We start from the raw sequence: 25,495 nt of genomic DNA on the forward strand, positions 1-25,495 counted from the left end.
AGTTTTAGTGTAACTGTTTTTTGATTCCTTGACTATATTCGGCGATATCGAATAAACGCAGTTTGCCGCTTTGACAAATAATTTCTAATACATGTTCCGTGGCGGCTAAATCAATGCCGCGAGCAGCAGTTGCACTGACACCCGGTGCGATGCTGCTAGGGAACGCATCTAGGTCTATACTCAAATAAAGATGATCTAATGGGCTGATGAAGTCCTCCAATTGTTGTTTTAGAAAAGTTAGATTCATTAATGTTATTTCTTTATCTAGAAGATAGCGGCAATTGACTGCAGATGCGGTCTGAAATAAAGCGGCGGTATTGCTGTGTCGGGCGATACCTAGGCATAGATAATGAAAGCTTTTTCCTGCTTGCTGCAAAATCTGTGCGGCTTGTAGAAAAGGCGTGCCTGAAGAAGCGGTATCGGACTGGCGCAAATCAAAATGGGCATCGATATTGATAATGCCGATATTGCCTGTCTGCGGCTGTGTTTGCAGGTAGTCAAACAAACCCTTAAAACTGGCAAAGGCAACTTCATGACCGCCGCCGAAAATAATGGGCATGGAATGATACGCCAAGGTATCTGTGATTTTTTGAGCAAGTACGGATTGAGCGCCTTCTAAATCACCTTGTTCGCAAGAAACATTGCCTTTATCGGTAATGCGGATATTGTGATGCAGCGCAAAATTTGCCAATTGGCGGCGGATGGCATCAGGTGCGGCCGCTGCACCGATGCGCCCTTGATTGCGACGCACGCCTTCGTCGCAGGCAAAGCCGAATAGAGAAAAATCCACATCAGTCTGTGCCGATATTGCCTGATAGAAGCGGCGATGCTCTTCTCCTTCGCCGTCAAATCGTCCTTGCCAAATTGATTTTGCTTTAGTATTCATAGTTGTTCCTTTGTTTATTCTCCATTGAGCCAATTGCTCATTTGTGCAGCGGTTTTGCAGACTTGAGCACTTAGAAAAGATTGCTGTGCCGATGCGCGGAAAGCCGGCGCCATGATGGTTAGTACCGCCAATAATTCGCCGCGATAGAAAATCGGTGCAGAGACGCCGAATACTCCTTCATCAATTTCACCTGTAGAACAGGCAAAACCTTGTTGGCGAATTTGGGCGAGTTCTTGTTGCAAATGTTGGGATGAATCGGTATCAAGAGGTATATTGGGCATGTGTAAAATGGTATTGCGGTATTCTTCTGCACAAAAAGCCAAAAAGGTTTTGCCGCTTGCGCCGCGCAATAAGGTATTGCTTTTGCCTATTTCAAATGAGCAACGCAAGGTTCGCTCCGCTTCAATAATATCTACGCAAATGGTTTCTTGTAAATTGCCTACCAGCAAAGCAACGGTTTCTTTGCAGTTTGTGGATAACTTTGCCATAAAAGGACGAAGCTGCCTGAACAGCAGGCTGTGACGGTAATATTTATCTGTGGTTTTTAAACTATGCGCACCAACGGTGTATGTGCCGTAAGTCTGCGCATAAGTGATCATTTCCCATGTTTTAAGAATATGCAGCAGACGATAAACCGTAGAAAGCGGGATAGATAAATGAGCAGCAATCTCTTTTGGCGAGACAGGATTGTCTTGTCCGGCGATAAAATTCAGAATAGCTAGGGCTCTATGCAAACTGTTCATGATGTTTTCCTCTCATGGAAAACATAGCAATACACGATTTTCTGGACAAGTGTTTTTCTCATCTTATGAGAAAATATAGCCGAAAATCTCGAAAATAAACTTATTTCTTACGCGGATGCTTTAATATTTTTTCAATCCCTCAATTATGGGAACAATAATTTAGGATTTTTGCATTAGGGTAATGCGTTCATTGCCGCCGTAATCTTTGCGGCTATGGATATCTTGCCATTTGCCGCTTTGGGCGGCGAATGTCTGTAAGGCAGCGGCTTGCTGCCAACCGTGTTCTACAATCAAATAGCCTTGTGTTGTCAATTTTTGCTCGGCGTCTTGAATGATGTGCTGTAAATCTGCCAGTCCTTGATTGGCGGCGATAAGTGCGCTTTGCGGTTCATATTGCAATGCGGGCAAATGTGAGTCGTTTGCCGCGATATAGGGCGGATTGCTGAGAATGACTGTGAAGGATTGCGCGGCAAAGCAGTCCAGCCAGTTTGCACAGATAAATTGAATGTTATCTACCTTATTGAGCAGGGCGTTTTCGGCAGCGGTTTGCAGTGCGGCGATGCTCTTATCGACGGCAATGAGGCGGCAGTGCGGGCGGTGTTTGGCAATGCTGATGGCGATAGCGCCGCTGCCGGTGCCGAGGTCGGCAATCTGCCATGCGGCGTCGTGAGGAATTTTTTCTAAGGCGGCTTCGACGAGAATTTCGGTGTCGGGGCGCGGAATCAAGGTATGCGGATTGACGCGCAGTTCGATGTCGTAGAAGGCTTGTGTGCCGAGGATGTACGCCATAGGTTCGCCGGCGATGCGGCGCAGAAGGTATGTTTCTAAACGCTGCAATTCTTCGGCACTAAGCGGACGGCTGCTGATGCGTTGCTGGACATTGTTCAAGCCTGTGATATGTTCCAGCAGGAGGCTGAGTTCATAATCAGGGTTGTCCGTATTGAGGCGGCACAGATTGCTTTGCCGCCATGCTAGGGGCTGCATCAGCGCGTTTCGCTTTGTAGGGCGAGCAGGGCTTGGGTTTCTTGTTCTTGTTGCAGAGGCTGCGTGATTTGCTGCAAGGCGCCTTCCATAATTTCCGCCAAACTGTAGAGCGTGAGGTTGATGCGGTGATCGGTTACGCGGCTTTGCGGGTAGTTGTAGGTGCGGATGCGTTCGCTACGATCGCCCGAACCGACAAGGTTTTTGCGCTCCGCCGCTTGCTGCGATTGGGCGGCTTGCCGTTCGGCGTCGAGTAAGCGGGCTTGCAGCAGACGCATGGCTTTGGCGCGGTTTTTGTGCTGCGAGCGTTCTTCTTGGCATTCGACCACAAGACCGCTGGGAATATGGGTAATGCGGATGGCGGAGTCGGTTTTATTGACGTGCTGTCCGCCGGCGCCGCTTGAGCGGTAGGTGTCGATGCGCAGATCCGCCGGATTGATGTCGATATCGGCAATTTCTTCGCTTTCCGGCAGTATGGCGACAGTGGCGGCGGAGGTGTGAATACGTCCGCTGGACTCGGTTTCGGGAACGCGTTGCACACGGTGTGCGCCGGATTCGTATTTCAAGGTGGAATAGACGCGTTCGCCGCTGATGCGGCAGATGATTTCTTTATAACCGCCGTGTTCGCCGGCATTTTCAGAGAGGATTTCTACGCGCCAGCCTTGCAGTTCGGCAAATTTGGAATACATGCGGAATAAATCGCCGGCAAAGATAGCGGCTTCGTCACCGCCCGTGCCGGCGCGGATTTCAAGGAAGACGTCCGCGCTGTCCAAGGGGTCTTGCGGAATCATGAGGCGCTCAAGACGGTGTTCGCAGGCTTCGATGGCGGCGGTGTTTTTCGGGATTTCTTCACGCACATAGTCGCGCATTTCCGCATCGCCGGCGAGTTCTGCCAAATCGTTTTTTTCGGCTTCTAGGGCTTGCAGTTCGCCGAGCGTTTCCACGATGGGCGAGATTTGCGCATGTTCTTGGCTGTATTTGCGCAATAAATCGGGATTGGCAACGGTTTGCTCATCGGCAAGCAGGGCGTTGAGTTCTTCGTAGCGTTCTTGGATTTCGCTTAAGCGGGTGCGGATAGATGGATGCATTAGTGATTATTTCTTTCTTTATCAAAGGTGTCTGCCATGATTGCCAGCCATTCTTTGTGATTGGGCGGTATGGCGTGAATCATCGCACTGGGGGAATGGAGGAGTTTATTGGTCAGTTTGTAGCTCATTTGTTCGATGATGAGTGCGGGGTCTTCGCCCAAAGCAAGGCGGCGGTAGGCTTCGCCGAGCAATTCTTGGCGGTAGACATCGGCTTGCTGGCGGATTTGGCGGATAAGCAGTTGCTGCGGCTTGGAATTCAGCCAGCCGATGAAGTCGTCGCTGTGCAGATTAATCATCACTTCCGCCTGCCGTGCCGCTTTTTGGCGGTTTTCGCGGTTCACATCAATAATTTGCTCTAAATCGTCGATGCCGTATAAAAAGGCGTTTTCCAATTGCTCGATGTCATTGTCGAAAATGCGCGGCAGGGACAAATCTACCAATACTTGAAAGGCATGACGGCGTTTTTTCAGAGATTGCTGAAGATGGGCATTATTCAGTATCAGTTCGTCCATTTGTGCCGCGCCGAAAATCATATCCGCTTCATGCAGATGCTCGCTGATTTGCGCCAAACTGATGGCATAGCCGCCCACTTCTTCCGCCAATGTTTGGGCATTGTTTAGGCTGCGATTGGCGATAATAATCCGTTTGAGGTTTAAATCGCGCAGATAGCGTGCCACCAATTGTCCCGTTTCGCCGGCGCCGATAATCAGCGCGCAGCGCTGCGGATGATCGTCAAAGAATTGATGCGTGAGTTTGACGCCGGCATAAGCAACGGAAACGGGATTTTCGCCGATGGCGGTGCTGTGGCGGATTTGCTTGGCAACGGCAAAACTTTGCTGAAACAAACGTTCCAGCGCCGAGCCTAAGGTGCCTTGTGCTTTTGCGAGACGGTAGGCGGATTTGAGTTGTCCGAGAATTTGCGGCTCGCCTAAAATTAAAGAGTCCAAGCCGCAGGCGACGCGATACAGATGCCGCACCGCATGGCGGTCTTGATAGTAAAAGGTATTGCTTTGCACTTGTTCCGTCTGAAGATAGCCTTGGCTGGTCAGCCATTGTCCGATATTGGGCAGATGCTCGCTGCTGCACAAATACCATTCCGTGCGATTGCAGGTGGCAAGCAGAGCGATTTCCGTCTGCGGAAAATCATGACGCATTTGCGCGAGAATTTCCGCCGCCTGCTGCGGCGAAAAGGCAAGCTGTTCGCGCACCGCCATATTGGCAGTTTGATGATTTAAGCCGAAACTGGCGATATGTGGTGCTTCAAAAACAGCGGTTGGTAATGCGAAATGGCTCATGATAGCGTATGATTTATGCTTTCTCGTTTGCTCAACGATTTGGAGACAGTTTGTTTTTTCTAAAACGTGCCGCGTATAGCGCGCTCTTATTAAGCGGCTCATTATATGCCAATACGCTAACATCTCAAAATGCCGAAAAAATACCGCAGGTGCCTGCTTGGCAAAGTTCTTCGCATTGGCTGTTTAACGCGCTGACCTCAAATTTTGCTAAACAAGCCGACGATTACCAAGACGCCATCCGCTCAATTGCCGATGTCGCCGAACAAAGCAAACAATATGAAGCCTTTAATTACACCTACGATTTGGCAATCAGCGCCTTATATATAGAACGCGCGGCGGAAATCGCCCGACATTGGGTCGCCGCCTATCCGCAAGACAGCGAGGCGCATTTGGCATTGATGCGCGCCCTGCTGATGAAAAACGACGTGGAAAGCGCCTATGCGGAAATGTTGGCGGTCTTATCAACCGATGCCGGTCCGCAGAACATCGCCCAAATTAGCCGTCTGCTGAGCTATTTGAATGATGGCAATAACCGCGTTTCGATACTGCAGCGCTTGAGCAAAGCCTTTCCCGATAATCCCTTCTTATATTATTACCTTGGTATCCACGCCAGCGAGCAGGGACAAATCGATTTGGCGATAGACGCCTTTAATCATGCCTTAATGATTGACAAGCAGTGGCGACAGCTGGAAATTATGCAGGCGAAAGCCTTGTCCAGCATCGGCGCGCTGAAAGAAGCGCGCCATATGATGGCGAATCTGCGCAAGCGCTATCCTGAAGACAGTAGTTTGTTATCCACAGAAATCGATATGCTGGTGGAATATTACCAATGGGAAGATGCGCTGGAATTGGCGCGGCGTTGGGATAAAAATGTCCCCGGCGAACCGCGTATTCAAGAGCTCATCGCTTGGCTGTACGCCAATAGCAAAAATTATGCGATGGCGGAAAAATCCTACCGCTATCTGCTCGAACACGACATTATCGAAGACAGTCAATTCGCCTTTCAAATGGGGCAGGCTGCCATCGCCGCCGGTAAAAACGACGCGGCACGCACATGGCTGCAAAGCATCCCCGCGGATTCACGTCTATATATGTTGGCAAGGCAGCAGCAATCTTTAATGCTGTTTGAAGAAAAACGGATTGCGCAGGCGCAGCAAGCCTTTGCGGAAATGCGCAAGGAATTTTCGGACTATGCGCTGGAAATGTATTTGGTTGAAATCACGCAATTAGACCAAGCGAAGAAATTTGCGCAAGCGCAAGCCGTCTTACACGCCGCCCTGCAAGATTATCCCAGGCAAATCGATTTGCTCTATGCCCAAGCCGAGCATCTCAGCATGAGCGGCGATGCGGCGGCGGCAGAAAGCGCTTATCAGGAAATCCTAGCCCTTGATGCGGCGAATATCGATGCCTTGAATGCCTACGGCTACCTCTTGCTCACGCAAACCGAGCGTCGGCAGGAAGCGGCGGTCATGATAGAGAAAGCAATTGCTCAATACCCCGATTCTCCGGCGATTCAAGACAGCTATGCCTGGCTTTTGTATCGACAAGGCAAAAGCCAAGAAGCCTTGAAATGGTCGCAGCGCGCCTATGCCGCTTATCGGAAAAACGAAATTGCCGCACATTATGTGGAAATTCTGGCGGCAAACGATAAAAAAGACTTGGCAAGAGAAGTGTATCAAAACGAAATGCGGGGACAGCCCAATAATCCCCATCTAATCGAAATAGGACAACGTTTAGGACTAGCCGATGAACATTAAGCATTATTGCCTGATGAGCTGCTTGGCGTTTGCCGTATTGCAAGGCTGTAGCAGCGGGTTTGAAGAAAAAACATTCACGCAATCCGCTTTTAAAATCGGCAATTTTGCCGCTGACGGCAAGGTAGCGCTGCGTTTCCCGCGCTGCGACGAATATCGCGGCTGCAAAGAAGAGGCATTCAGCGCTAATTTGCATTGGCTGCATAAAGCGCCGATTGACGAACTCTCTTTATACGACCCGACAGGACAGGAAGCATTAAAAATTACCTATCAAAAACAAAGCATCCGTCTGCACGACCGTTCCGGAGAAAGAGAAATCAGCCATGCGCAATTAGCCCAAGAACTCGGACTGCCTATTCCTGTGGAAAAATTGCGCGAATGGCTGTTTGCGCCGCAGGATAAAGCGAAATTTACCGCGGACGGCTGGCAAATCGAAGTCGATCAATGGCAGGGACAATATTATCGCCGCCTGACCATGCGGCAAAAAGATTATTATCTGCGCATCTTAGTCAATCATGTGGCTGTATTTTAAGGTTTAAAATTCTTGCCTCGACAAAAGAGAGAAAAAAGTTTGCAAAAAACTTGCGCCCGAGGAAAAAGTTCGTATAATAGCACTCTCTCGAATTGCTCGAGAGTCTCAAAAAAAGATTAATTGGGGCGTCGCCAAGCGGTAAGGCACCAGGTTTTGATCCTGGCATGCGTAGGTTCGAATCCTGCCGCCCCAGCCAATTTCCTAGTCATCATCAAAAATGGGTGGTTGCCGTGTCAAGAGGCAGTATGACCGTTTTTACGGGCAATGCTAATCCACAATTAGCTCGTCAAATTGTTCAGCACCTTGGTTTGCCATTAGGCAATGCCAGCGTCAGTAAATTTTCAGATGGCGAAATTCAAGTCGAAATCCGTGAAAACGTCCGCGGAAAAGACGTCTTTATCATTCAGCCGACTTGTCATCCGACTAACGACAGCGTCATGGAACTGCTGATTTTAAGCGATGCACTGCGCCGCTCTTCAGCAAACCGTATCACAGCCGTTATGCCGTATTTCGGTTATTCGCGCCAAGACCGTCGTCCGCGTTCTGCCCGCGTGCCGATTTCTGCCAAAGTCATTGCCAATATGATTGCCAGCGTCGGGATTGACCGTGTGATGACGCTCGACCTGCATGCCGATCAAATTCAAGGCTTCTTTGATTTCCCTGTCGATAATATTTATGCAACGCCGATTATTCTAAACGATATTTTATCGCAGGATTTCAAATCCCCTGTGGTCGTGTCACCCGATATCGGCGGTGTGGTGCGTGCACGGGCGATTGCCAAACGCGTGGGCACAAAATTGGCGATTGTCGATAAACGTCGTCCGCGTCCGAACGAATCGGAAATTATGAACATTATCGGCGACGATATTACCGGCTGCGATTGCATTATTGTTGACGATATGGTGGATACCGCAGGCACATTGTCTAACAGCGCAACCGCTTTAAAAGAGCGCGGCGCACGCAGCGTAGTCGCTTATTGCACGCATGCCGTTTTATCGGGCAATGCGGTCAGCAATATTAATAATTCCGGTTTGGATGAATTAGTCGTGGCAGATTCGATTCCTTTGCGCGAAGATGCGAAGGAATGTAAAAAAATCCGCGTATTATCTATTGCGGGATTGGTGGCGGAAAGCATTCGCCGCGTACATGTTGAAGAATCGATTTCTTCGCTATTTATCGATTAATCTATAAATAGCGAATTTCATAGGGTACTGGTCGCAAGTACCCTTTTTTAAACTTGGAGTATATTTAATGTCAAATCAAGAATATCGCTATACGCTACATGCTGTTGTGCGTACAGATGAAGGGAAAGGTGCGAGCCGCCGCCTGCGTCGCGAGGGTTGGGTTCCTGCTATTGTTTATGGCGGTAATGCCGATCCGAAAAGCATTGCTATCAAGCAAGATGAATTGCAAAAAAATGCTAAGCACGACAGCTTTTTCTCTCAAATCATTAATTTGAAAATTGAAGGCGAAGAAGAACAAGAAATCTTAGTGCGCGATGTGCAGCACCACGTTTACAAGCCTTTGTTCCAACATTTTGATTTCCAACGCATCGTGCGCGGTCAAGAATTGCATGCAAGCGTGGCATTGCATTTCATCAATGACGAAAAAATTCCCGGCGTCGTTGCCGGCGGCGTATTGTCTCGCGTATTAACCAGCTTGGACGTTGTTTGCCGTCCGCGTCATTTGCCTGAATACATCGAAGTGGATGTAGGCAATTTAGAAGTCGGCGAATCGATTACCGCAAAAGATATTAAATTCCCTGAGGGCGTACGCGTTGCAGGCGAATTGAGCGAAGATGAATTGTCGCAATTAGTGATTGCAAGCATTTTACGTCCTGCGGGCGGCGCATCTAGCACAAGTGCTGAAGAAGAAGCTGCTGATGCGGATGACGCTGAATAATCTAGATGATTAAGCTCATTGTTGGCTTGGGAAATCCAGGTGAACAGTACCAAAAAACCCGCCATAATGCGGGTTTTTGGTTATTGGAAGAGCTGGCGCGTATTTCTGGAGGCGCACAATGGCGCGAAGAAAAAAAATTCTTTGCGCAATACTGCAAAATCTTGCTTGCGAATAAACCGCTTCATTTACTAATGCCGCAAACCTTTATGAATGCAAGCGGTAAATCTGTGGCGTCATTGGCGAATTTTTATAATCTCAGCGCCGATGAAATCTTAGTGGTACATGATGAGTTGGATTTGCCCGAAGGCGCTGCCAAGCTTAAGCAAGGCGGCGGTCATGGCGGACATAACGGTTTGCGTGATATTATTGCGGCATTAGATTCTCGGGAATTTCTGCGCTTACGCTTAGGCATTGATCATCCCGGCGATCGTTCGCAGGTGGTGCATTATGTTTTGAAGGCACCCGGCAAAGAAGGGCGCGAAAAAATTGATGCGGGCATTGTTCGGGCATTGCGGGCAATAGAAATTTGTCAGAAAGAGAGCTTGGAAAAAGCCATGCTTTTTTTGCACACGGAAAATGCCTAGGTTTCATATGAAACCTCTTGATGTTTTTTACGTGCTTAAATGAATGAAAAATGAGAAGGAGCAGTCATGGGTTTTAATTGTGGCATTGTCGGTTTGCCGAATGTGGGGAAATCGACCTTATTTAATGCCTTAACTAATGCAGGTATTGATGCGCAAAATTATCCCTTTTGTACGATTGAGCCTAATACGGGCATTGTGCATGTGCCTGATCTGCGCTTGAAAGCATTGGCGGAAATCGTTAATCCGCAGCGCATTTTGCCGGCAACCATGGAATTTGTGGATATTGCCGGTTTGGTAGCCGGAGCCTCAAAAGGCGAGGGCTTGGGAAACCAATTTTTAGCCAATATCCGCGAGACGGATGCGATTGCCCAAGTGGTGCGTTGTTTTGAAAATGATGATGTGGTGCATGTGGCGGGGGAAGTTAACCCCTTAAATGACATTCAGGTCATTGAATCCGAGCTGATTTTAGCCGATATGGCTTCTTTGGAGAAGGCGCAGCAACGCTTAGGGCGTATTGCCAAGGGCGGCGATAAGGATGCCAAGCTGAAATTAGAGATTATCGCTAAACTGCTACCGCATTTGGAAAACGGCGAGTTGGCGCGTACTTATCCGCTTAGCGATGAGGAAAAAGCCGCAGCGCGCGAGTTTTTCTTGCTGACGATGAAGCCCATGATGTATGTGGCGAATGTGGCGGAGGACAATTCACCGGATAATCCGCATGTGAAAGCGGTGTATACCAAAGCAGCGCAAACGAATGCGGTGGTCGTAGAAGTCTGTGCGGCGATTGAGGCGGAATTATCCCAATTGGAGCCGGAAGAGCAGGCGGAATTATTGGGCGAATACGGTTTGGAAGAACCGGGATTGAACCGCGTAATTCGCGCGGGTTATGAGTTATTGGATTTGGGAACGTATTTCACTGCCGGCGTGCAGGAAGTGCGAGCTTGGACAATGCCGAAAAACGCGACTGCGCCGCAAGCGGCGGGCGTGATTCACAGCGATTTCGAGCGCGGATTTATTCGTGCGGAAGTGATTGCTTATGAGGATTTTGTTGCTTGTCGTGGCGAACAAGGCGCGAAAGAAGCAGGAAAATGGCGTTTGGAAGGCAAGGATTATCACGTCAATGAAGGCGATGTGATACATTTTCGTTTTAATGTGTAATAAGTGAGAAATTTTATGGCAAATTATTCAACTAATGATTTTCGCGGCGGATTAAAAATTATGCTGGACGGCGATCCTTACAGCATCGTTGAAAACGAATTCGTCAAACCGGGCAAAGGACAGGCCTTTACGCGTACTAAAGTGCGTAATTTAAAAACAGGACGCGTGATTGAGCGTACTTTTAAGTCCGGCGATACGGTTGAAGCGGCGGACGTCATGGAAACCAATATGCAATATTTGTATAAAGACGGCGACAATTGGTATTTCATGAATGCGGAAACTTTCGAGCAACTGCCGGCGCCGCAAAGTGCGATTGAAGATGTGGAAAAATGGCTGAAAGAACAGGATGAATGCACCGTCGTATTATGGAACGGCAATATCATCAGCGTAACCGCACCGAATTTTATCGAGCGCAAAATCATTGATACCGATCCCGGCTTGCGCGGCGATACTTCCGGCGGTGGCGGCAAACCGGCGACGATTGAAACCGGTGCGGTGGTGCGTGTGCCATTGTTCTTGAACATCGGCGATGTGATTAAAATCGATACCCGCAGCGGCGAATATTTAGGTCGTGCAAAAGAATAAACGGAGGCGAATATGCTTGCGCTGAAAAGAAGTTCATGGCTGGTGCTGCTATTGGTATTAGCGGCTTGTGTCACCGTTAATATCTATTTCCCTGCGGCTGCCGCGGGAAAAGCGGCGGATCAAATCATTGAAGATATTTGGCAGGGTGCGAAAAATGCGCCGCTACCGCCGCAAGCAAGCAATGATAGGCATTGGGATGAACCGATGCGGCGTGCATTAGTGGCGGTAGTGAGTATGTCAAGCCGCACGGCCTATGCGCAAGACATCGACTTCAATGCCAATTCTGCCGAGATTTCTGCGATTAAATCGCGGATGAGCGCGCGATTTGGCAAAATCCGTCCTTACTATGCTTCAGGCGCCATCGGTTTTGCAGACAATGGCTACGTGGTTTTGCGCGATGCTTCTGTCGTGCCGATGTCCGAGCGCGGACAAGCGCAGCAATTGGTCAACGCAGAAAATGCCGACCGCAAAGCGCTATATGCGGCGATTGCCAAAGCCAATAATCAGCCCGGTTGGGCGGATCAAATCCGCCAAGTATTTGCCCAACGCTGGATTGAGCAGGCGGAAAGCGGCTGGTGGGTAGAAAGCGGCGGCTGGAAGCAGAAATAATGCTAGATAATAACGTCCTAATTTTTGATATTGAAACCGTCGCTGATTGCGACGGTTATCGTTTATTGCATCGGCTGCCCGAGGATTTAAGCGAAAACGAGATTGTCGCCATCATGAATAATGAGCGCTTGGCGGAAAACGGAAGCACGTTTTACCGCCATCATCTGCATAAAGTGGTGACGATTTCTTTATTGCTGTTGAGCGGCAATAAAATCAAATTATGGAGCTTGGGGCGGGAAAACGAAACGGAGCAAAGCCTGATTGCCCGCTTTTTTGCCGGCATTGATAAAACATTGCCTACATTAGTGAGCTGGAACGGTAGCGGATTTGATTTGCCCGTTTTGCATTACCGTGCCTTATTTCACGGCATTAGTGCGCCGGCATATTTTGAAATCGGCGAGCAAGACAATCAATTCCGCTACAACAACTACATCAGCCGTTTTCATTGGCGGCATATTGACATGATGGACGTACTGTCCGGCTATCAAGCTAATACGCGCGCCTCTTTAAATGATGTGGCGAAACTCTGCGCTTTGCCGGGAAAACTCGATACCGACGGTTCTCAAGTGCAAACCTTATGGCAAAACGGCGAAAAAGAAAAAATCTGCGATTACTGCGAAACCGATGTGCTCAATACCTACGGCGTTTACCTGCGTTTTGAACTTTTGCGCGGAAGATTGCAGCCGGCGGAATACGAGGAAAAAATCGCCCAATTGCGCGCTTATTTGCAGCATCTGTCGGAAAACGGCGCCACTCATATCACGGAATTTTTAGAGGCCTGGCATGTATGATTCAAAAGCAGACGTGATTTATCGCGTGCAATTCAAAACGGATGACAAACATTACGACTTATTTGTTCGTCACGTCTATCCTTCGGATATGTCAGGTTTTATCTGTTTGGAAGGCTTTACCTTTCTTGAGGAAAACCGCAGGATTATCGATCCGCGCACCGAAAAATTGAGCTTGGAATTCGGGCAGGTGGAAACCGCCTTTATTCCTTATTACCAAGTTATCCGCATAGACCAAGTCAAACAAGTCGGCGAAAGCCGTATCAGTGACGCGCAAAACAGCGGTAAAATCCGCCATTTCCCGCAAGCAAGCCATTAAACAAATGATGAAGTCTTATTCATAATTTGGTGTTTGACTTTTACATCATCAAGCGACAAGCTATGATGATTTACGTTCATTACTTTACATTTTGGAGACCAACCATGAACACAAAAAATTTAGCGATTGCCTTATTATTATCTGCCGGTCTGCTGAGCGCTTGTTCCGACGATACAAAAGAAAAAGCAGCTAATGCTGCCGAGCAAACCGGTGCGGCGGTCAGCTCTGCTGCCCAAGATGCGAAAGCGGCGGCAGGAGAAGCGGCTCAAGCAGCAAAAGAAGCTACTTCAAATGCTGCACAAGCAACTAAAGAAGCGACTCAAGCTGCCGGTGAGAAAATGGCAGAAGTGGCGCATGATGCCAAAGAAGCGACCGCAAACGCTGTCGAATCTGCCAGTGAAAGCATTGCGCAAACATCAGAAGATATCAAACAAGGTGCGGCAGAGCTCAAAGCAGATGCACAAGCAGCCGCAGCGAATGCTGCAGATACTGTATCTAATGCCGCTGCAACAGCAGCAGAAGACGTCAAACAGGCTACAAGCCAAGCTGCCGTAAATGGGGAACATGCCGTAGAAAATGCAGCCAGTGCCGTATTAGAAGCGACTCAAGAAGCAGCGGACAACATCCGCAATCAAGGTGCGGAATTAAGCAGCCCTACGCAAAATGCCGCTGAAGACAGCGCTGAAAAAGTCGCGGAAGCGGCGGAAAAAGCAGCCGAACACGTTCATGAGCATGGTGCCGTCTCGGTTGATGCCGCTGCAGAGCAGGTGGCAAATGCTGCAGAAGGCGCAGCTGCGGAAGTAAAAATGGAAGCTCAAGACATTATTCAAAAAGCGGATAGTGAAATCGCTAAATAAGTTGGCGGATACGTAGAAAAAACCTCGCAAATTTTGCGAGGTTTTTATTGCTTAGATTTAACCCTGAAAAGTAAGAATGCAGTCGAAGAAGTGAAAATTATAGTCGAATAATTATAGTCGAAGAAGTGAAAATTATAGTCGAATAATTATAGTCGAATAATTGAATAGTATAGTCAATTCATGACAAAGACGAACATTATATTTTTAACCTTAGCTTAGGCATTTATGCTGGACTGACACACGCCATAACAAATTGTATTGGGTATAAATATCTAAGCTAATAATTTATAAAGAAGTAGGTCGGATTCTTGAATCCGTCAAATTTATATTTTAAGTAATATCGGATACAAGTATCCGACCTACCGATTGAAAAATGATCAAGTTTGCCATAAATTGACTATATTACGCGCCTTGTACTGCTTTTTCACTTTTCCGACTATAAATCAAAGAATTGAAAAACTGACACAAGATGGCGAGTTACAGACGTTAGAGAAGGTATGAAAAAGAGAGGCGAATCTGTAACTCTTTGTAAATTATTTGACTTATATCCAAGCAAATAATATGAGAAATTACTTACAAAGATTTTTGTAATTTAGTGGCTTAGAAACTGCACGCTATGAGCGCGTTTGTTCATTCCGAATTATTGTGGATTACTTTTTATTATTTGAACCTCATTTCTTTTTGTTGCTTTATTCATCTAATTTCATTAGAAAATAACTAAGAATTAATTTTTGCATCAAGAAAGTTTGGCTCGGATTTTGCATTGTTAACTCATGAGAATAATATAGTCAATTCATGACAAAGTTGCACACCTAAAAATATCAAGCTTTACTATTGTACAAGCTAACATATAAAAACTGTGTCTTTATTTGAGCTGAATTGACTATAGTTGTAACATATTTGTTCCTATTATTTATTGAGTATTTTGGCATTTAAGAAATTGTTACATTAGACGTTAATGGAGGATATATGAAACGCATCATACCCGGCCTACTCTCATTGGCTTTAGCCGCCTGTGCCCATCAAGGCAATCACATCAGCTGGCAAGACTTCAATCAAAGCGGCGTACAAGAAGCACAAGCACAGCAAGGCCTGCTGGTTTTCTACCGCAGCGGGGAAGAGAAAATGGGCTCGGCCGTAAACCTCTCTATTGACGGACAATACCTCAGCTCCCTACTTGCCGGCGGACACATCAGCACCCCCGTATGCCCCAGTGCCCACCAAATCACCGCTGTTCCCACAGGCAAAGACCAAGCCTACCTAAGCAAACTCAAGCAACACGGCAGCAGCCTCAACATCCAAGCAGGGCAAACCGTTTACATCAAAATCCATAGCGACGGCAACAACGCGCAACTCCAACAAATCGACCCGCAAACCGCCCAAACAGAACTTGCGCAGACCCGAACACAAGCCCACACCCTCGCGCGCTTAAGCCCAAGCATCAGCTGCGCCCACTAAACACGTATCAAGAAACACAAAGCAAAAAGGTAAAAACACATGGCAACAATCACAGTATCCATCCAACAAGGCAACAACACCCTTAACAGCCACCGCCTCGCCACAGAAAACACAGAAGCCCTACGCATCCAAGCGCAAAAAAACGTCAACTACCTATTAACAGACGAAAGCACAGGCTTCGCCCCTGAAAACCTCACCGCCACCCGACACGGCAAAGACCTGCATATCGCCTTCGAAGGCAGCCAAGAAGCCGACCTCATCATTGAAAACTACTACGAAGACGGCAACAACAACCTCCTCATCGGCCTACACGAAAACGGTCAATACTACGCCTACATTCCGGAATCGGCGAACAACCTCGACATCGTCACCCAACTGGCCGAACAAGTCTCGGCAGGACAAGCCCTAGGCGGCGAAGCACTGAGCGCAGCCGTATTTAACTCCGCATTCAACCCCGCCTGGCTCTTCCTTCCCCTCGCCATCGGCGGCATAGCCGCAGCAGCCGGCGGCGGCAGCAGCAGCAATAATGGCGGCGGCAGCAATAATAATAACAACAGCGTAATAGCAAGCCCCGACATCGAACCCAGCACCAATAATGCTGAGAACAAATTTGACGGCGGCGCCAGCGTGATACCTAGCGCTAATGCCGGCACACTCAACATCAGCTACCTCGACCACAACGGCAAAAAAATAGAAATTAAAGCGACTAAAAGCGATCATGACAACGATCCTTCTACCCCTGCCATCTGGACGGCAACCGACCAAAACGGCAAAACATTGCCAAATGCCCAAGACCCTAACAGCCCTTGGATAGACCCGACAAGCGGCAAAGTAACCCTGCCGCCCAACAGCGTACCAAACGGCGAAACAGTGAGCGCCGAGCAAAGCATTGACGGCAAAAACAGCAGCCCTGCGACAGAAAAAATCACCGACCAAATCCCGCCGAATGCACTGCACATCAGCGTCGACCAAGACAGCGGCAAAGTCAGCATTGATCCAAACACAGATCCAAGCACGACACAAACAAGCATTACTTATATTAACGACCAAGGCGAAGAAACAACCGTTATTACCGCCAAAGGCGACCATGACAATAATCCGAACACGCCGGATACTTGGGCGGTAGTGGATGAGAACGGCGAAGAAATTTCAAACTCAGATGTTGAAATCGATTCGAGAACAGGAACCATTACCATTGCCGGCGAAAAAATCAAAGCGGAAAGCAAAATCGAAGCGAAAGCCTCAGACGGTCTCAATATTAGCCAGCCTGCAACAGCCTACGAACCGGCAGCGCCTCAACCGCGCATTACCGCCAACATCGACGGCAGCGCCACCGTAGACGCACTCAAAAACGTAAAAGATTCGACCCTCGAGATTTCAGGCACCTACGCACAACCGCAAGCAGGCATAGACACATTCAAATTCACTCTGAACTGGGACGGCATAAAATGGGCGGCCCAAAATACGAGCGACCCCATTACAGTCGGAACCGACCCTGCTGACGGCAAACCCATCGTCACCGTTAACGCAGGCGTTGCCAAAGACGGCAGCCAAATCACAGCCATTCAAAAGGTTCCCGGACTTGGACAAGGTAAACATGAAGTCACCATGCGCGATCAAATCCCCGAGCCGCAGGTCATTGACAACAGCGACGGCTCCGTCAGCATCACGCCGAAAACAAGCAAAATCGCAGAACCGACAGAAGTCACCATCACCTACACCGATGAAAGCGGTGCAGAGAAAACCGTGACTGTTAGCAAAGATCCGAACAACAACAAATGGACATCATCGAATCCTAACATCACAGCAAACCCTATCACAGGGGCAGTCACCCTTCCCGAGTCAAGCGTACAAGACGGCTCAACCGTCAGCGCCAAACAAAAAGTAACACTCACAGACCCTAACACCCAAAAACAAACAAGCGTCGTCAGCAGCGACGAAACCGTCATTGCCGGCAACGCAATCCCTAATCCTGAAATCATCGCCAACAACGACGGCTCCGTCAGCATCAAACCCAGCGACACCGCCAAGCAAACCACCATCAACTACACCGACGAAAACGGCAAAGAACAAGAAAAAACCTTCACCAAAGAAGATACCAATGGCGACGGCAGACCGGACACTTGGAAAGACAATGACCCTAACGACAAAGTCAGCATCGACCCGATGACCGGCGAAATCACCATCCCTGCCGACGAAGTCAAAGACGGCAGCACCGCCACCGCCACCCAAACCCTGCCTAACGACACACAAGGAACCGGACAAACCACCGCCAAAGCCCAAAACGGCGACAGCAGCACCACCGTCAAACCGGACATCAAAGCAGGACCGGACGGCTCAGCCATCGTCACCCTGCACCCGGATGCCGAAAAAAGCACCATCACCTATACCGATGAAAAAGGCAAAGGCAAAATCGTCACCGTCAGCAAAGACCCCAAAACCAATGAATGGACAAGCAGCGATCCGGCAGCAGTCAGCATCGATGCAAGCGGTGAAAAACCCGTCATCACCGTCGCCGGCACAGACATCAAAGACGGATCAACCGTCACCGCCACCCAAAGCACCGCCGCAGGCGCCAGCGACCCTGCCAGCGTTAAAGTAGCGGACAATACACCTGAGCCGACAATTAAAGCCGAAGAAAACGGCAGCGTAAGCGTGACGCCGAGCAAAGAAGCGACAGAAGTCAACATCCGCTACACCGATGAAAGCGGTAAAGAAAAAACCGTCACCGTCAGCAAAGATCCGAACAACAACAAATGGACAGGCGACAATCCTTCAGTCAGCGTAGACAAAGACACAGGCACCGTTAGCATACCTGCGGATAAAGTCAAAGACGGCAGTGAAGTCACCGCCAACCAAACCGTTGACGGACAGAAAAGCAATGATGCTACTGATCGCGCCAAAGAAACAGCCACCCAAGCAGACACCACGCCACCAGTCAAAGCCCCAAGCGCACCCACCGGTGTGACGATAGGCGACGGCGATGACACGATCACAGCAAACGAAATTGACCAAGATGGCAAGGTCACCGTCACCGTTGAACTGCCAGATGATGCCAAAGCAGGCAACACCTTGGTGGTCAATGGCGAAGAAACAACATTAACCGACAAACACATCGAAGCAGGTAAAGTTGATGTGAAAGTCCCAGTCTCAAAAGATGGTCAAGGTAAAGAATTCACCGCAACAGCAACCATCAAAGACGGCAACAACACAAGTGGTCCTGCCTCAGATACAGCCACCCAAGCAGACACCACGCCACCAGTCAAAGCCCCAAGCGCACCCACCGGTGTGACGATAGGCGACGGCGATGACACGATCACAGCAAACGAAATTGACCAAGATGGCAAGGTCACCGTCACCGTTGAACTGCCAGATGATGCCAAAGCAGGCAACACCTTGGTGGTCAATGGCGAAGAAACAACATTAACCGACAAACACATCGAAGCAGGTAAAGTTGATGTGAAAGTCCCAGTCTCAAAAGATGGTCAAGGTAAAGAATTCACCGCAACAGCAACCATCAAAGACGGCAACAACACAAGTGGTCCTGCCTCAGATACAGCCACCCAAGCAGACACCACGCCACCAGTCAAAGCCCCAAGCGCACCCACCGGTGTGACGATAGGCGACGGCGATGACACGATCACAGCAAACGAAATTGACCAAGATGGCAAGGTCACCGTCACCGTTGAACTGCCAGATGATGCCAAAGCAGGCAACACCTTGGTGGTCAATGGCGAAGAAACAACATTAACCGACAAACACATCGAAGCAGGTAAAGTTGATGTGAAAGTCCCAGTCTCAAAAGATGGTCAAGGTAAAGAATTCACCGCAACAGCAACCATCAAAGACGGCAACAACACAAGTGGTCCTGCCTCAGATACAGCCACCCAAGCAGACACCACGCCACCAGTCAAAGCCCCAAGCGCACCCACCGGTGTGACGATAGGCGACGGCGATGACACGATCACAGCAAACGAAATTGACCAAGATGGCAAGGTCACCGTCACCGTTGAACTGCCAGATGATGCCAAAGCAGGCAACACCTTGGTGGTCAATGGCGAAGAAACAACATTAACCGACAAACACATCGAAGCAGGTAAAGTTGATGTGAAAGTCCCAGTCTCAAAAGATGGTCAAGGTAAAGAATTCACCGCAACAGCAACCATCAAAGACGGCAACAACACAAGTGGTCCTGCCTCAGATACAGCCACCCAAGCAGACACCACGCCACCAGTCAAAGCCCCAAGCGCACCCACCGGTGTGACGATAGGCGACGGCGATGACACGATCACAGCAAACGAAATTGACCAAGATGGCAAGGTCACCGTCACCGTTGAACTGCCAGATGATGCCAAAGCAGGCAACACCTTGGTGGTCAATGGCGAAGAAACAACATTAACCGACAAACACATCGAAGCAGGTAAAGTTGATGTGAAAGTCCCAGTCTCAAAAGATGGTCAAGGTAAAGAATTCACCGCAACAGCAACCATCAAAGACGGCAACAACACAAGTGGTCCTGCCTCAGATACAGCCACCCAAGCAGACACCACGCCACCAGTCAAAGCCCCAAGCGCACCCACCGGTGTGACGATAGGCGACGGCGATGACACGATCACAGCAAACGAAATTGACCAAGATGGCAAGGTCACCGTCACCGTTGAACTGCCAGATGATGCCAAAGCAGGCAACACCTTGGTGGTCAATGGCGAAGAAACAACATTAACCGACAAACACATCGAAGCAGGTAAAGTTGATGTGAAAGTCCCAGTCTCAAAAGATGGTCAAGGTAAAGAATTCACCGCAACAGCAACCATCAAAGACGGCAACAACACAAGTGGTCCTGCCTCAGATACAGCCACCCAAGCAGACACCACGCCACCAGTCAAAGCCCCAAGCGCACCCACCGGTGTGACGATAGGCGACGGCGATGACACGATCACAGCAAACGAAATTGACCAAGATGGCAAGGTCACCGTCACCGTTGAACTGCCAGATGATGCCAAAGCAGGCAACACCTTGGTGGTCAATGGCGAAGAAACAACATTAACCGACAAACACATCGAAGCAGGTAAAGTTGATGTGAAAGTCCCAGTCTCAAAAGATGGTCAAGGTAAAGAATTCACCGCAACAGCAACCATCAAAGACGGCAACAACACAAGTGGTCCTGCCTCAGATACAGCCACCCAAGCAGACACCACGCCACCAGTCAAAGCCCCAAGCGCACCCACCGGTGTGACGATAGGCGACGGCGATGACACGATCACAGCAAACGAAATTGACCAAGATGGCAAGGTCACCGTCACCGTTGAACTGCCAGATGATGCCAAAGCAGGCAACACCTTGGTGGTCAATGGCGAAGAAACAACATTAACCGACAAACACATCGAAGCAGGTAAAGTTGATGTGAAAGTCCCAGTCTCAAAAGATGGTCAAGGTAAAGAATTCACCGCAACAGCAACCATCAAAGACGGCAACAACACAAGTGGTCCTGCCTCAGATACAGCCACCCAAGCAGACACCACGCCACCAGTCAAAGCCCCAAGCGCACCCACCGGTGTGACGATAGGCGACGGCGATGACACGATCACAGCAAACGAAATTGACCAAGATGGCAAGGTCACCGTCACCGTTGAACTGCCAGATGATGCCAAAGCAGGCAACACCTTGGTGGTCAATGGCGAAGAAACAACATTAACCGACAAACACATCGAAGCAGGTAAAGTTGATGTGAAAGTCCCAGTCTCAAAAGATGGTCAAGGTAAAGAATTCACCGCAACAGCAACCATCAAAGACGGCAACAACACAAGTGGTCCTGCCTCAGATACAGCCACCCAAGCAGACACCACGCCACCAGTCAAAGCCCCAAGCGCACCCACCGGTGTGACGATAGGCGACGGCGATGACACGATCACAGCAAACGAAATTGACCAAGATGGCAAGGTCACCGTCACCGTTGAACTGCCAGATGATGCCAAAGCAGGCAACACCTTGGTGGTCAATGGCGAAGAAACAACATTAACCGACAAACACATCGAAGCAGGTAAAGTTGATGTGAAAGTCCCAGTCTCAAAAGATGGTCAAGGTAAAGAATTCACCGCAACAGCAACCATCAAAGACGGCAACAACACAAGTGGTCCTGCCTCAGATACAGCCACCCAAGCAGACACCACGCCACCAGTCAAAGCCCCAAGCGCACCCACCGGTGTGACGATAGGCGACGGCGATGACACGATCACAGCAAACGAAATTGACCAAGATGGCAAGGTCACCGTCACCGTTGAACTGCCAGATGATGCCAAAGCAGGCAACACCTTGGTGGTCAATGGCGAAGAAACAACATTAACCGACAAACACATCGAAGCAGGTAAAGTTGATGTGAAAGTCCCAGTCTCAAAAGATGGTCAAGGTAAAGAATTCACCGCAACAGCAACCATCAAAGACGGCAACAACACAAGTGGTCCTGCCTCAGATACAGCCACCCAAGCAGACACCACGCCACCAGTCAAAGCCCCAAGCGCACCCACCGGTGTGACGATAGGCGACGGCGATGACACGATCACAGCAAACGAAATTGACCAAGATGGCAAGGTCACCGTCACCGTTGAACTGCCAGATGATGCCAAAGCAGGCAACACCTTGGTGGTCAATGGCGAAGAAACAACATTAACCGACAAACACATCGAAGCAGGTAAAGTTGATGTGAAAGTCCCAGTCTCAAAAGATGGTCAAGGTAAAGAATTCACCGCAACAGCAACCATCAAAGACGGCAACAACACAAGTGGTCCTGCCTCAGATACAGCCACCCAAGCAGACACCACGCCACCAGTCAAAGCCCCAAGCGCACCCACCGGTGTGACGATAGGCGACGGCGATGACACGATCACAGCAAACGAAATTGACCAAGATGGCAAGGTCACCGTCACCGTTGAACTGCCAGATGATGCCAAAGCAGGCAACACCTTGGTGGTCAATGGCGAAGAAACAACATTAACCGACAAACACATCGAAGCAGGTAAAGTTGATGTGAAAGTCCCAGTCTCAAAAGATGGTCAAGGTAAAGAATTCACCGCAACAGCAACCATCAAAGACGGCAACAACACAAGTGGTCCTGCCTCAGATACAGCCACCCAAGCAGACACCACGCCACCAGTCAAAGCCCCAAGCGCACCCACCGGTGTGACGATAGGCGACGGCGATGACACGATCACAGCAAACGAAATTGACCAAGATGGCAAGGTCACCGTCACCGTTGAACTGCCAGATGATGCCAAAGCAGGCAACACCTTGGTGGTCAATGGCGAAGAAACAACATTAACCGACAAACACATCGAAGCAGGTAAAGTTGATGTGAAAGTCCCAGTCTCAAAAGATGGTCAAGGTAAAGAATTCACCGCAACAGCAACCATCAAAGACGGCAACAACACAAGTGGTCCTGCCTCAGATACAGCCACCCAAGCAGACACCACGCCACCAGTCAAAGCCCCAAGCGCACCCACCGGTGTGACGATAGGCGACGGCGATGACACGATCACAGCAAACGAAATTGACCAAGATGGCAAGGTCACCGTCACCGTTGAACTGCCAGATGATGCCAAAGCAGGCAACACCTTGGTGGTCAATGGCGAAGAAACAACATTAACCGACAAACACATCGAAGCAGGTAAAGTTGATGTGAAAGTCCCAGTCTCAAAAGATGGTCAAGGTAAAGAATTCACCGCAACAGCAACCATCAAAGACGGCAACAACACAAGTGGTCCTGCCTCAGATACAGCCACCCAAGCAGACACCACGCCACCAGTCAAAGCCCCAAGCGCACCCACCGGTGTGACGATAGGCGACGGCGATGACACGATCACAGCAAACGAAATTGACCAAGATGGCAAGGTCACCGTCACCGTTGAACTGCCAGATGATGCCAAAGCAGGCAACACCTTGGTGGTCAATGGCGAAGAAACAACATTAACCGACAAACACATCGAAGCAGGTAAAGTTGATGTGAAAGTCCCAGTCTCAAAAGATGGTCAAGGTAAAGAATTCACCGCAACAGCAACCATCAAAGACGGCAACAACACAAGTGGTCCTGCCTCAGATACAGCCACCCAAGCAGACACCACGCCACCAGTCAAAGCCCCAAGCGCACCCACCGGTGTGACGATAGGCGACGGCGATGACACGATCACAGCAAACGAAATTGACCAAGATGGCAAGGTCACCGTCACCGTTGAACTGCCAGATGATGCCAAAGCAGGCAACACCTTGGTGGTCAATGGCGAAGAAACAACATTAACCGACAAACACATCGAAGCAGGTAAAGTTGATGTGAAAGTCCCAGTCTCAAAAGATGGTCAAGGTAAAGAATTCACCGCAACAGCAACCATCAAAGACGGCAACAACACAAGTGGTCCTGCCTCAGATACAGCCACCCAAGCAGACACCACGCCACCAGTCAAAGCCCCAAGCGCACCCACCGGTGTGACGATAGGCGACGGCGATGACACGATCACAGCAAACGAAATTGACCAAGATGGCAAGGTCACCGTCACCGTTGAACTGCCAGATGATGCCAAAGCAGGCAACACCTTGGTGGTCAATGGCGAAGAAACAACATTAACCGACAAACACATCGAAGCAGGTAAAGTTGATGTGAAAGTCCCAGTCTCAAAAGATGGTCAAGGTAAAGAATTCACCGCAACAGCAACCATCAAAGACGGCAACAACACAAGTGGTCCTGCCTCAGATACAGCCACCCAAGCAGACACCACGCCACCAGTCAAAGCCCCAAGCGCACCCACCGGTGTGACGATAGGCGACGGCGATGACACGATCACAGCAAACGAAATTGACCAAGATGGCAAGGTCACCGTCACCGTTGAACTGCCAGATGATGCCAAAGCAGGCAACACCTTGGTGGTCAATGGCGAAGAAACAACATTAACCGACAAACACATCGAAGCAGGTAAAGTTGATGTGAAAGTCCCAGTCTCAAAAGATGGTCAAGGTAAAGAATTCACCGCAACAGCAACCATCAAAGACGGCAACAACACAAGTGGTCCTGCCTCAGATACAGCCACCCAAGCAGACACCACGCCACCAGTCAAAGCCCCAAGCGCACCCACCGGTGTGACGATAGGCGACGGCGATGACACGATCACAGCAAACGAAATTGACCAAGATGGCAAGGTCACCGTCACCGTTGAACTGCCAGATGATGCCAAAGCAGGCAACACCTTGGTGGTCAATGGCGAAGAAACAACATTAACCGACAAACACATCGAAGCAGGTAAAGTTGATGTGAAAGTCCCAGTCTCAAAAGATGGTCAAGGTAAAGAATTCACCGCAACAGCAACCATCAAAGACGGCAACAACACAAGTGGTCCTGCCTCAGATACAGCCACCCAAGCAGACACCACGCCACCAGTCAAAGCCCCAAGCGCACCCACCGGTGTGACGATAGGCGACGGCGATGACACGATCACAGCAAACGAAATTGACCAAGATGGCAAGGTCACCGTCACCGTTGAACTGCCAGATGATGCCAAAGCAGGCAACACCTTGGTGGTCAATGGCGAAGAAACAACATTAACCGACAAACACATCGAAGCAGGTAAAGTTGATGTGAAAGTCCCAGTCTCAAAAGATGGTCAAGGTAAAGAATTCACCGCAACAGCAACCATCAAAGACGGCAACAACACAAGTGGTCCTGCCTCAGATACAGCCACCCAAGCAGACACCACGCCACCAGTCAAAGCCCCAAGCGCACCCACCGGTGTGACGATAGGCGACGGCGATGACACGATCACAGCAAACGAAATTGACCAAGATGGCAAGGTCACCGTCACCGTTGAACTGCCAGATGATGCCAAAGCAGGCAACACCTTGGTGGTCAATGGCGAAGAAACAACATTAACCGACAAACACATCGAAGCAGGTAAAGTTGATGTGAAAGTCCCAGTCTC

Annotated in this window: 18 protein-coding genes and 1 tRNA gene; 14 read left to right on the forward strand and 5 right to left on the reverse strand. The window is 49.3% G+C overall.

The window, feature by feature from the left end; translation table 11 throughout:
• Positions 1-4 precede the first annotated feature (4 nt).
• From hutG to hemA, 5 genes are all read right to left on the reverse strand, one after another.
• On the reverse strand, positions 5-886 hold the full coding sequence (gene hutG, locus DYC63_RS03860; protein WP_115218003.1) for a formimidoylglutamase: 882 nt from the start codon (positions 884-886) through the stop codon (positions 5-7).
• Between the two features lie 14 nt (positions 887-900).
• Entirely contained in the window at positions 901-1,629 is a 729-nt protein-coding gene (locus DYC63_RS03865) for an IclR family transcriptional regulator (protein WP_115218004.1), read from the reverse strand.
• Between the two features lie 159 nt (positions 1,630-1,788).
• Positions 1,789-2,613, reverse strand: coding sequence for a peptide chain release factor N(5)-glutamine methyltransferase (gene prmC, locus DYC63_RS03870; RefSeq protein ID WP_115218005.1), 825 nt, complete (start codon positions 2,611-2,613; stop codon positions 1,789-1,791).
• Positions 2,613-3,698 (reverse strand): peptide chain release factor 1, encoded by a 1,086-nt coding sequence (gene prfA / locus DYC63_RS03875; RefSeq protein WP_115218006.1) that lies wholly within the window; start codon positions 3,696-3,698, stop codon positions 2,613-2,615. Before prfA ends, prmC begins: the two co-directional genes overlap by 1 nt.
• Positions 3,698-4,993, reverse strand: a complete 1,296-nt coding sequence (hemA, locus tag DYC63_RS03880; protein ID WP_115218007.1) for a glutamyl-tRNA reductase — start codon at positions 4,991-4,993, stop codon at positions 3,698-3,700. The genes prfA and hemA overlap by 1 nt, the downstream gene beginning before the upstream one ends.
• A 50-nt stretch (positions 4,994-5,043) precedes the next feature.
• On the opposite strand from hemA, the gene DYC63_RS03885 reads away from it, so the two are divergent.
• From DYC63_RS03885 to DYC63_RS03950, 14 genes are all read left to right on the forward strand, one after another.
• Positions 5,044-6,750 (forward strand): tetratricopeptide repeat protein, encoded by a 1,707-nt coding sequence (locus tag DYC63_RS03885; protein WP_172459400.1) that lies wholly within the window; start codon positions 5,044-5,046, stop codon positions 6,748-6,750.
• Positions 6,740-7,279: an outer membrane lipoprotein LolB gene (locus DYC63_RS03890; protein ID WP_115218009.1), complete on the forward strand. Its 540-nt coding sequence runs from the start codon at positions 6,740-6,742 to the stop codon at positions 7,277-7,279. The genes DYC63_RS03885 and DYC63_RS03890 overlap by 11 nt, the downstream gene beginning before the upstream one ends.
• Before the next feature lie 121 nt (positions 7,280-7,400).
• Positions 7,401-7,475 (forward strand) — tRNA-Gln (locus DYC63_RS03895).
• A 49-nt stretch (positions 7,476-7,524) separates the two neighbouring features.
• Positions 7,525-8,463 (forward strand): ribose-phosphate pyrophosphokinase, encoded by a 939-nt coding sequence (locus tag DYC63_RS03900; RefSeq protein ID WP_172459408.1) that lies wholly within the window; start codon positions 7,525-7,527, stop codon positions 8,461-8,463.
• Positions 8,464-8,530: 67 nt separating this feature from the next.
• Positions 8,531-9,181, forward strand: a complete 651-nt coding sequence (locus tag DYC63_RS03905; protein ID WP_115218010.1) for a 50S ribosomal protein L25/general stress protein Ctc — start codon at positions 8,531-8,533, stop codon at positions 9,179-9,181.
• A gap of 5 nt (positions 9,182-9,186) precedes the next feature.
• On the forward strand, positions 9,187-9,765 hold the full coding sequence (gene pth / locus DYC63_RS03910; RefSeq protein WP_115218011.1) for an aminoacyl-tRNA hydrolase: 579 nt from the start codon (positions 9,187-9,189) through the stop codon (positions 9,763-9,765).
• Between the two features lie 66 nt (positions 9,766-9,831).
• A complete protein-coding gene (gene ychF / locus DYC63_RS03915) occupies positions 9,832-10,923 on the forward strand; it encodes a redox-regulated ATPase YchF (RefSeq protein ID WP_115218012.1) in 1,092 nt (363 codons plus the stop codon).
• A 15-nt stretch (positions 10,924-10,938) separates the two neighbouring features.
• Positions 10,939-11,508 carry an elongation factor P gene (gene efp, locus DYC63_RS03920; RefSeq protein ID WP_115218013.1) on the forward strand — a complete coding sequence of 190 codons (570 nt, stop codon included), beginning with the start codon at positions 10,939-10,941 and terminating at the stop codon, positions 11,506-11,508.
• A 12-nt stretch (positions 11,509-11,520) separates the two neighbouring features.
• Entirely contained in the window at positions 11,521-12,117 is a 597-nt protein-coding gene (locus DYC63_RS03925; RefSeq protein ID WP_115218014.1) for a YdbL family probable chaperone protein, read from the forward strand.
• Positions 12,117-12,908, forward strand: coding sequence for a 3'-5' exonuclease (locus DYC63_RS03930; RefSeq protein WP_115218015.1), 792 nt, complete (start codon positions 12,117-12,119; stop codon positions 12,906-12,908). Before DYC63_RS03925 ends, DYC63_RS03930 begins: the two co-directional genes overlap by 1 nt.
• Positions 12,901-13,224: a DUF1820 family protein gene (locus DYC63_RS03935; RefSeq protein ID WP_115218016.1), complete on the forward strand. Its 324-nt coding sequence runs from the start codon at positions 12,901-12,903 to the stop codon at positions 13,222-13,224. Before DYC63_RS03930 ends, DYC63_RS03935 begins: the two co-directional genes overlap by 8 nt.
• Positions 13,225-13,328: 104 nt before the next feature.
• A complete protein-coding gene (locus DYC63_RS03940) occupies positions 13,329-14,081 on the forward strand; it encodes a hypothetical protein (RefSeq protein ID WP_115218017.1) in 753 nt (250 codons plus the stop codon).
• Positions 14,082-15,050: 969 nt separating this feature from the next.
• Complete coding sequence (locus DYC63_RS03945; RefSeq protein ID WP_115218018.1) at positions 15,051-15,539, forward strand: hypothetical protein; 489 nt, start codon at positions 15,051-15,053, stop codon at positions 15,537-15,539.
• A gap of 39 nt (positions 15,540-15,578) precedes the next feature.
• On the forward strand, positions 15,579-25,495 hold a 9,917-nt coding region (locus DYC63_RS03950; RefSeq protein ID WP_147284923.1), incomplete at its 3' end, for a beta strand repeat-containing protein.

The organism is Suttonella indologenes, assembly GCF_900460215.1.
Lineage (GTDB): Bacteria > Pseudomonadota > Gammaproteobacteria > Cardiobacteriales > Cardiobacteriaceae > Suttonella > Suttonella indologenes.

Coding starts and splice junctions, on each gene's coding strand:
- DYC63_RS03935 (WP_115218016.1), top strand. CDS start 12,901: ATGTATGATTCAAAAGCAGACGTGATTTATCGCGTGCAATTCAAAACG.
- prmC (WP_115218005.1), bottom strand. CDS start 2,613: ATGCAGCCCCTAGCATGGCGGCAAAGCAATCTGTGCCGCCTCAATACG.
- DYC63_RS03905 (WP_115218010.1), top strand. CDS start 8,531: ATGTCAAATCAAGAATATCGCTATACGCTACATGCTGTTGTGCGTACA.
- ychF (WP_115218012.1), top strand. CDS start 9,832: ATGGGTTTTAATTGTGGCATTGTCGGTTTGCCGAATGTGGGGAAATCG.
- prfA (WP_115218006.1), bottom strand. CDS start 3,698: ATGCATCCATCTATCCGCACCCGCTTAAGCGAAATCCAAGAACGCTAC.
- DYC63_RS03940 (WP_115218017.1), top strand. CDS start 13,329: ATGAACACAAAAAATTTAGCGATTGCCTTATTATTATCTGCCGGTCTG.
- hutG (WP_115218003.1), bottom strand. CDS start 886: ATGAATACTAAAGCAAAATCAATTTGGCAAGGACGATTTGACGGCGAA.
- pth (WP_115218011.1), top strand. CDS start 9,187: ATGATTAAGCTCATTGTTGGCTTGGGAAATCCAGGTGAACAGTACCAA.
- efp (WP_115218013.1), top strand. CDS start 10,939: ATGGCAAATTATTCAACTAATGATTTTCGCGGCGGATTAAAAATTATG.
- DYC63_RS03945 (WP_115218018.1), top strand. CDS start 15,051: ATGAAACGCATCATACCCGGCCTACTCTCATTGGCTTTAGCCGCCTGT.
- DYC63_RS03930 (WP_115218015.1), top strand. CDS start 12,117: ATGCTAGATAATAACGTCCTAATTTTTGATATTGAAACCGTCGCTGAT.
- DYC63_RS03925 (WP_115218014.1), top strand. CDS start 11,521: ATGCTTGCGCTGAAAAGAAGTTCATGGCTGGTGCTGCTATTGGTATTA.
- DYC63_RS03890 (WP_115218009.1), top strand. CDS start 6,740: ATGAACATTAAGCATTATTGCCTGATGAGCTGCTTGGCGTTTGCCGTA.
- DYC63_RS03900 (WP_172459408.1), top strand. CDS start 7,525: ATGACCGTTTTTACGGGCAATGCTAATCCACAATTAGCTCGTCAAATT.
- hemA (WP_115218007.1), bottom strand. CDS start 4,993: ATGAGCCATTTCGCATTACCAACCGCTGTTTTTGAAGCACCACATATC.
- DYC63_RS03865 (WP_115218004.1), bottom strand. CDS start 1,629: ATGAACAGTTTGCATAGAGCCCTAGCTATTCTGAATTTTATCGCCGGA.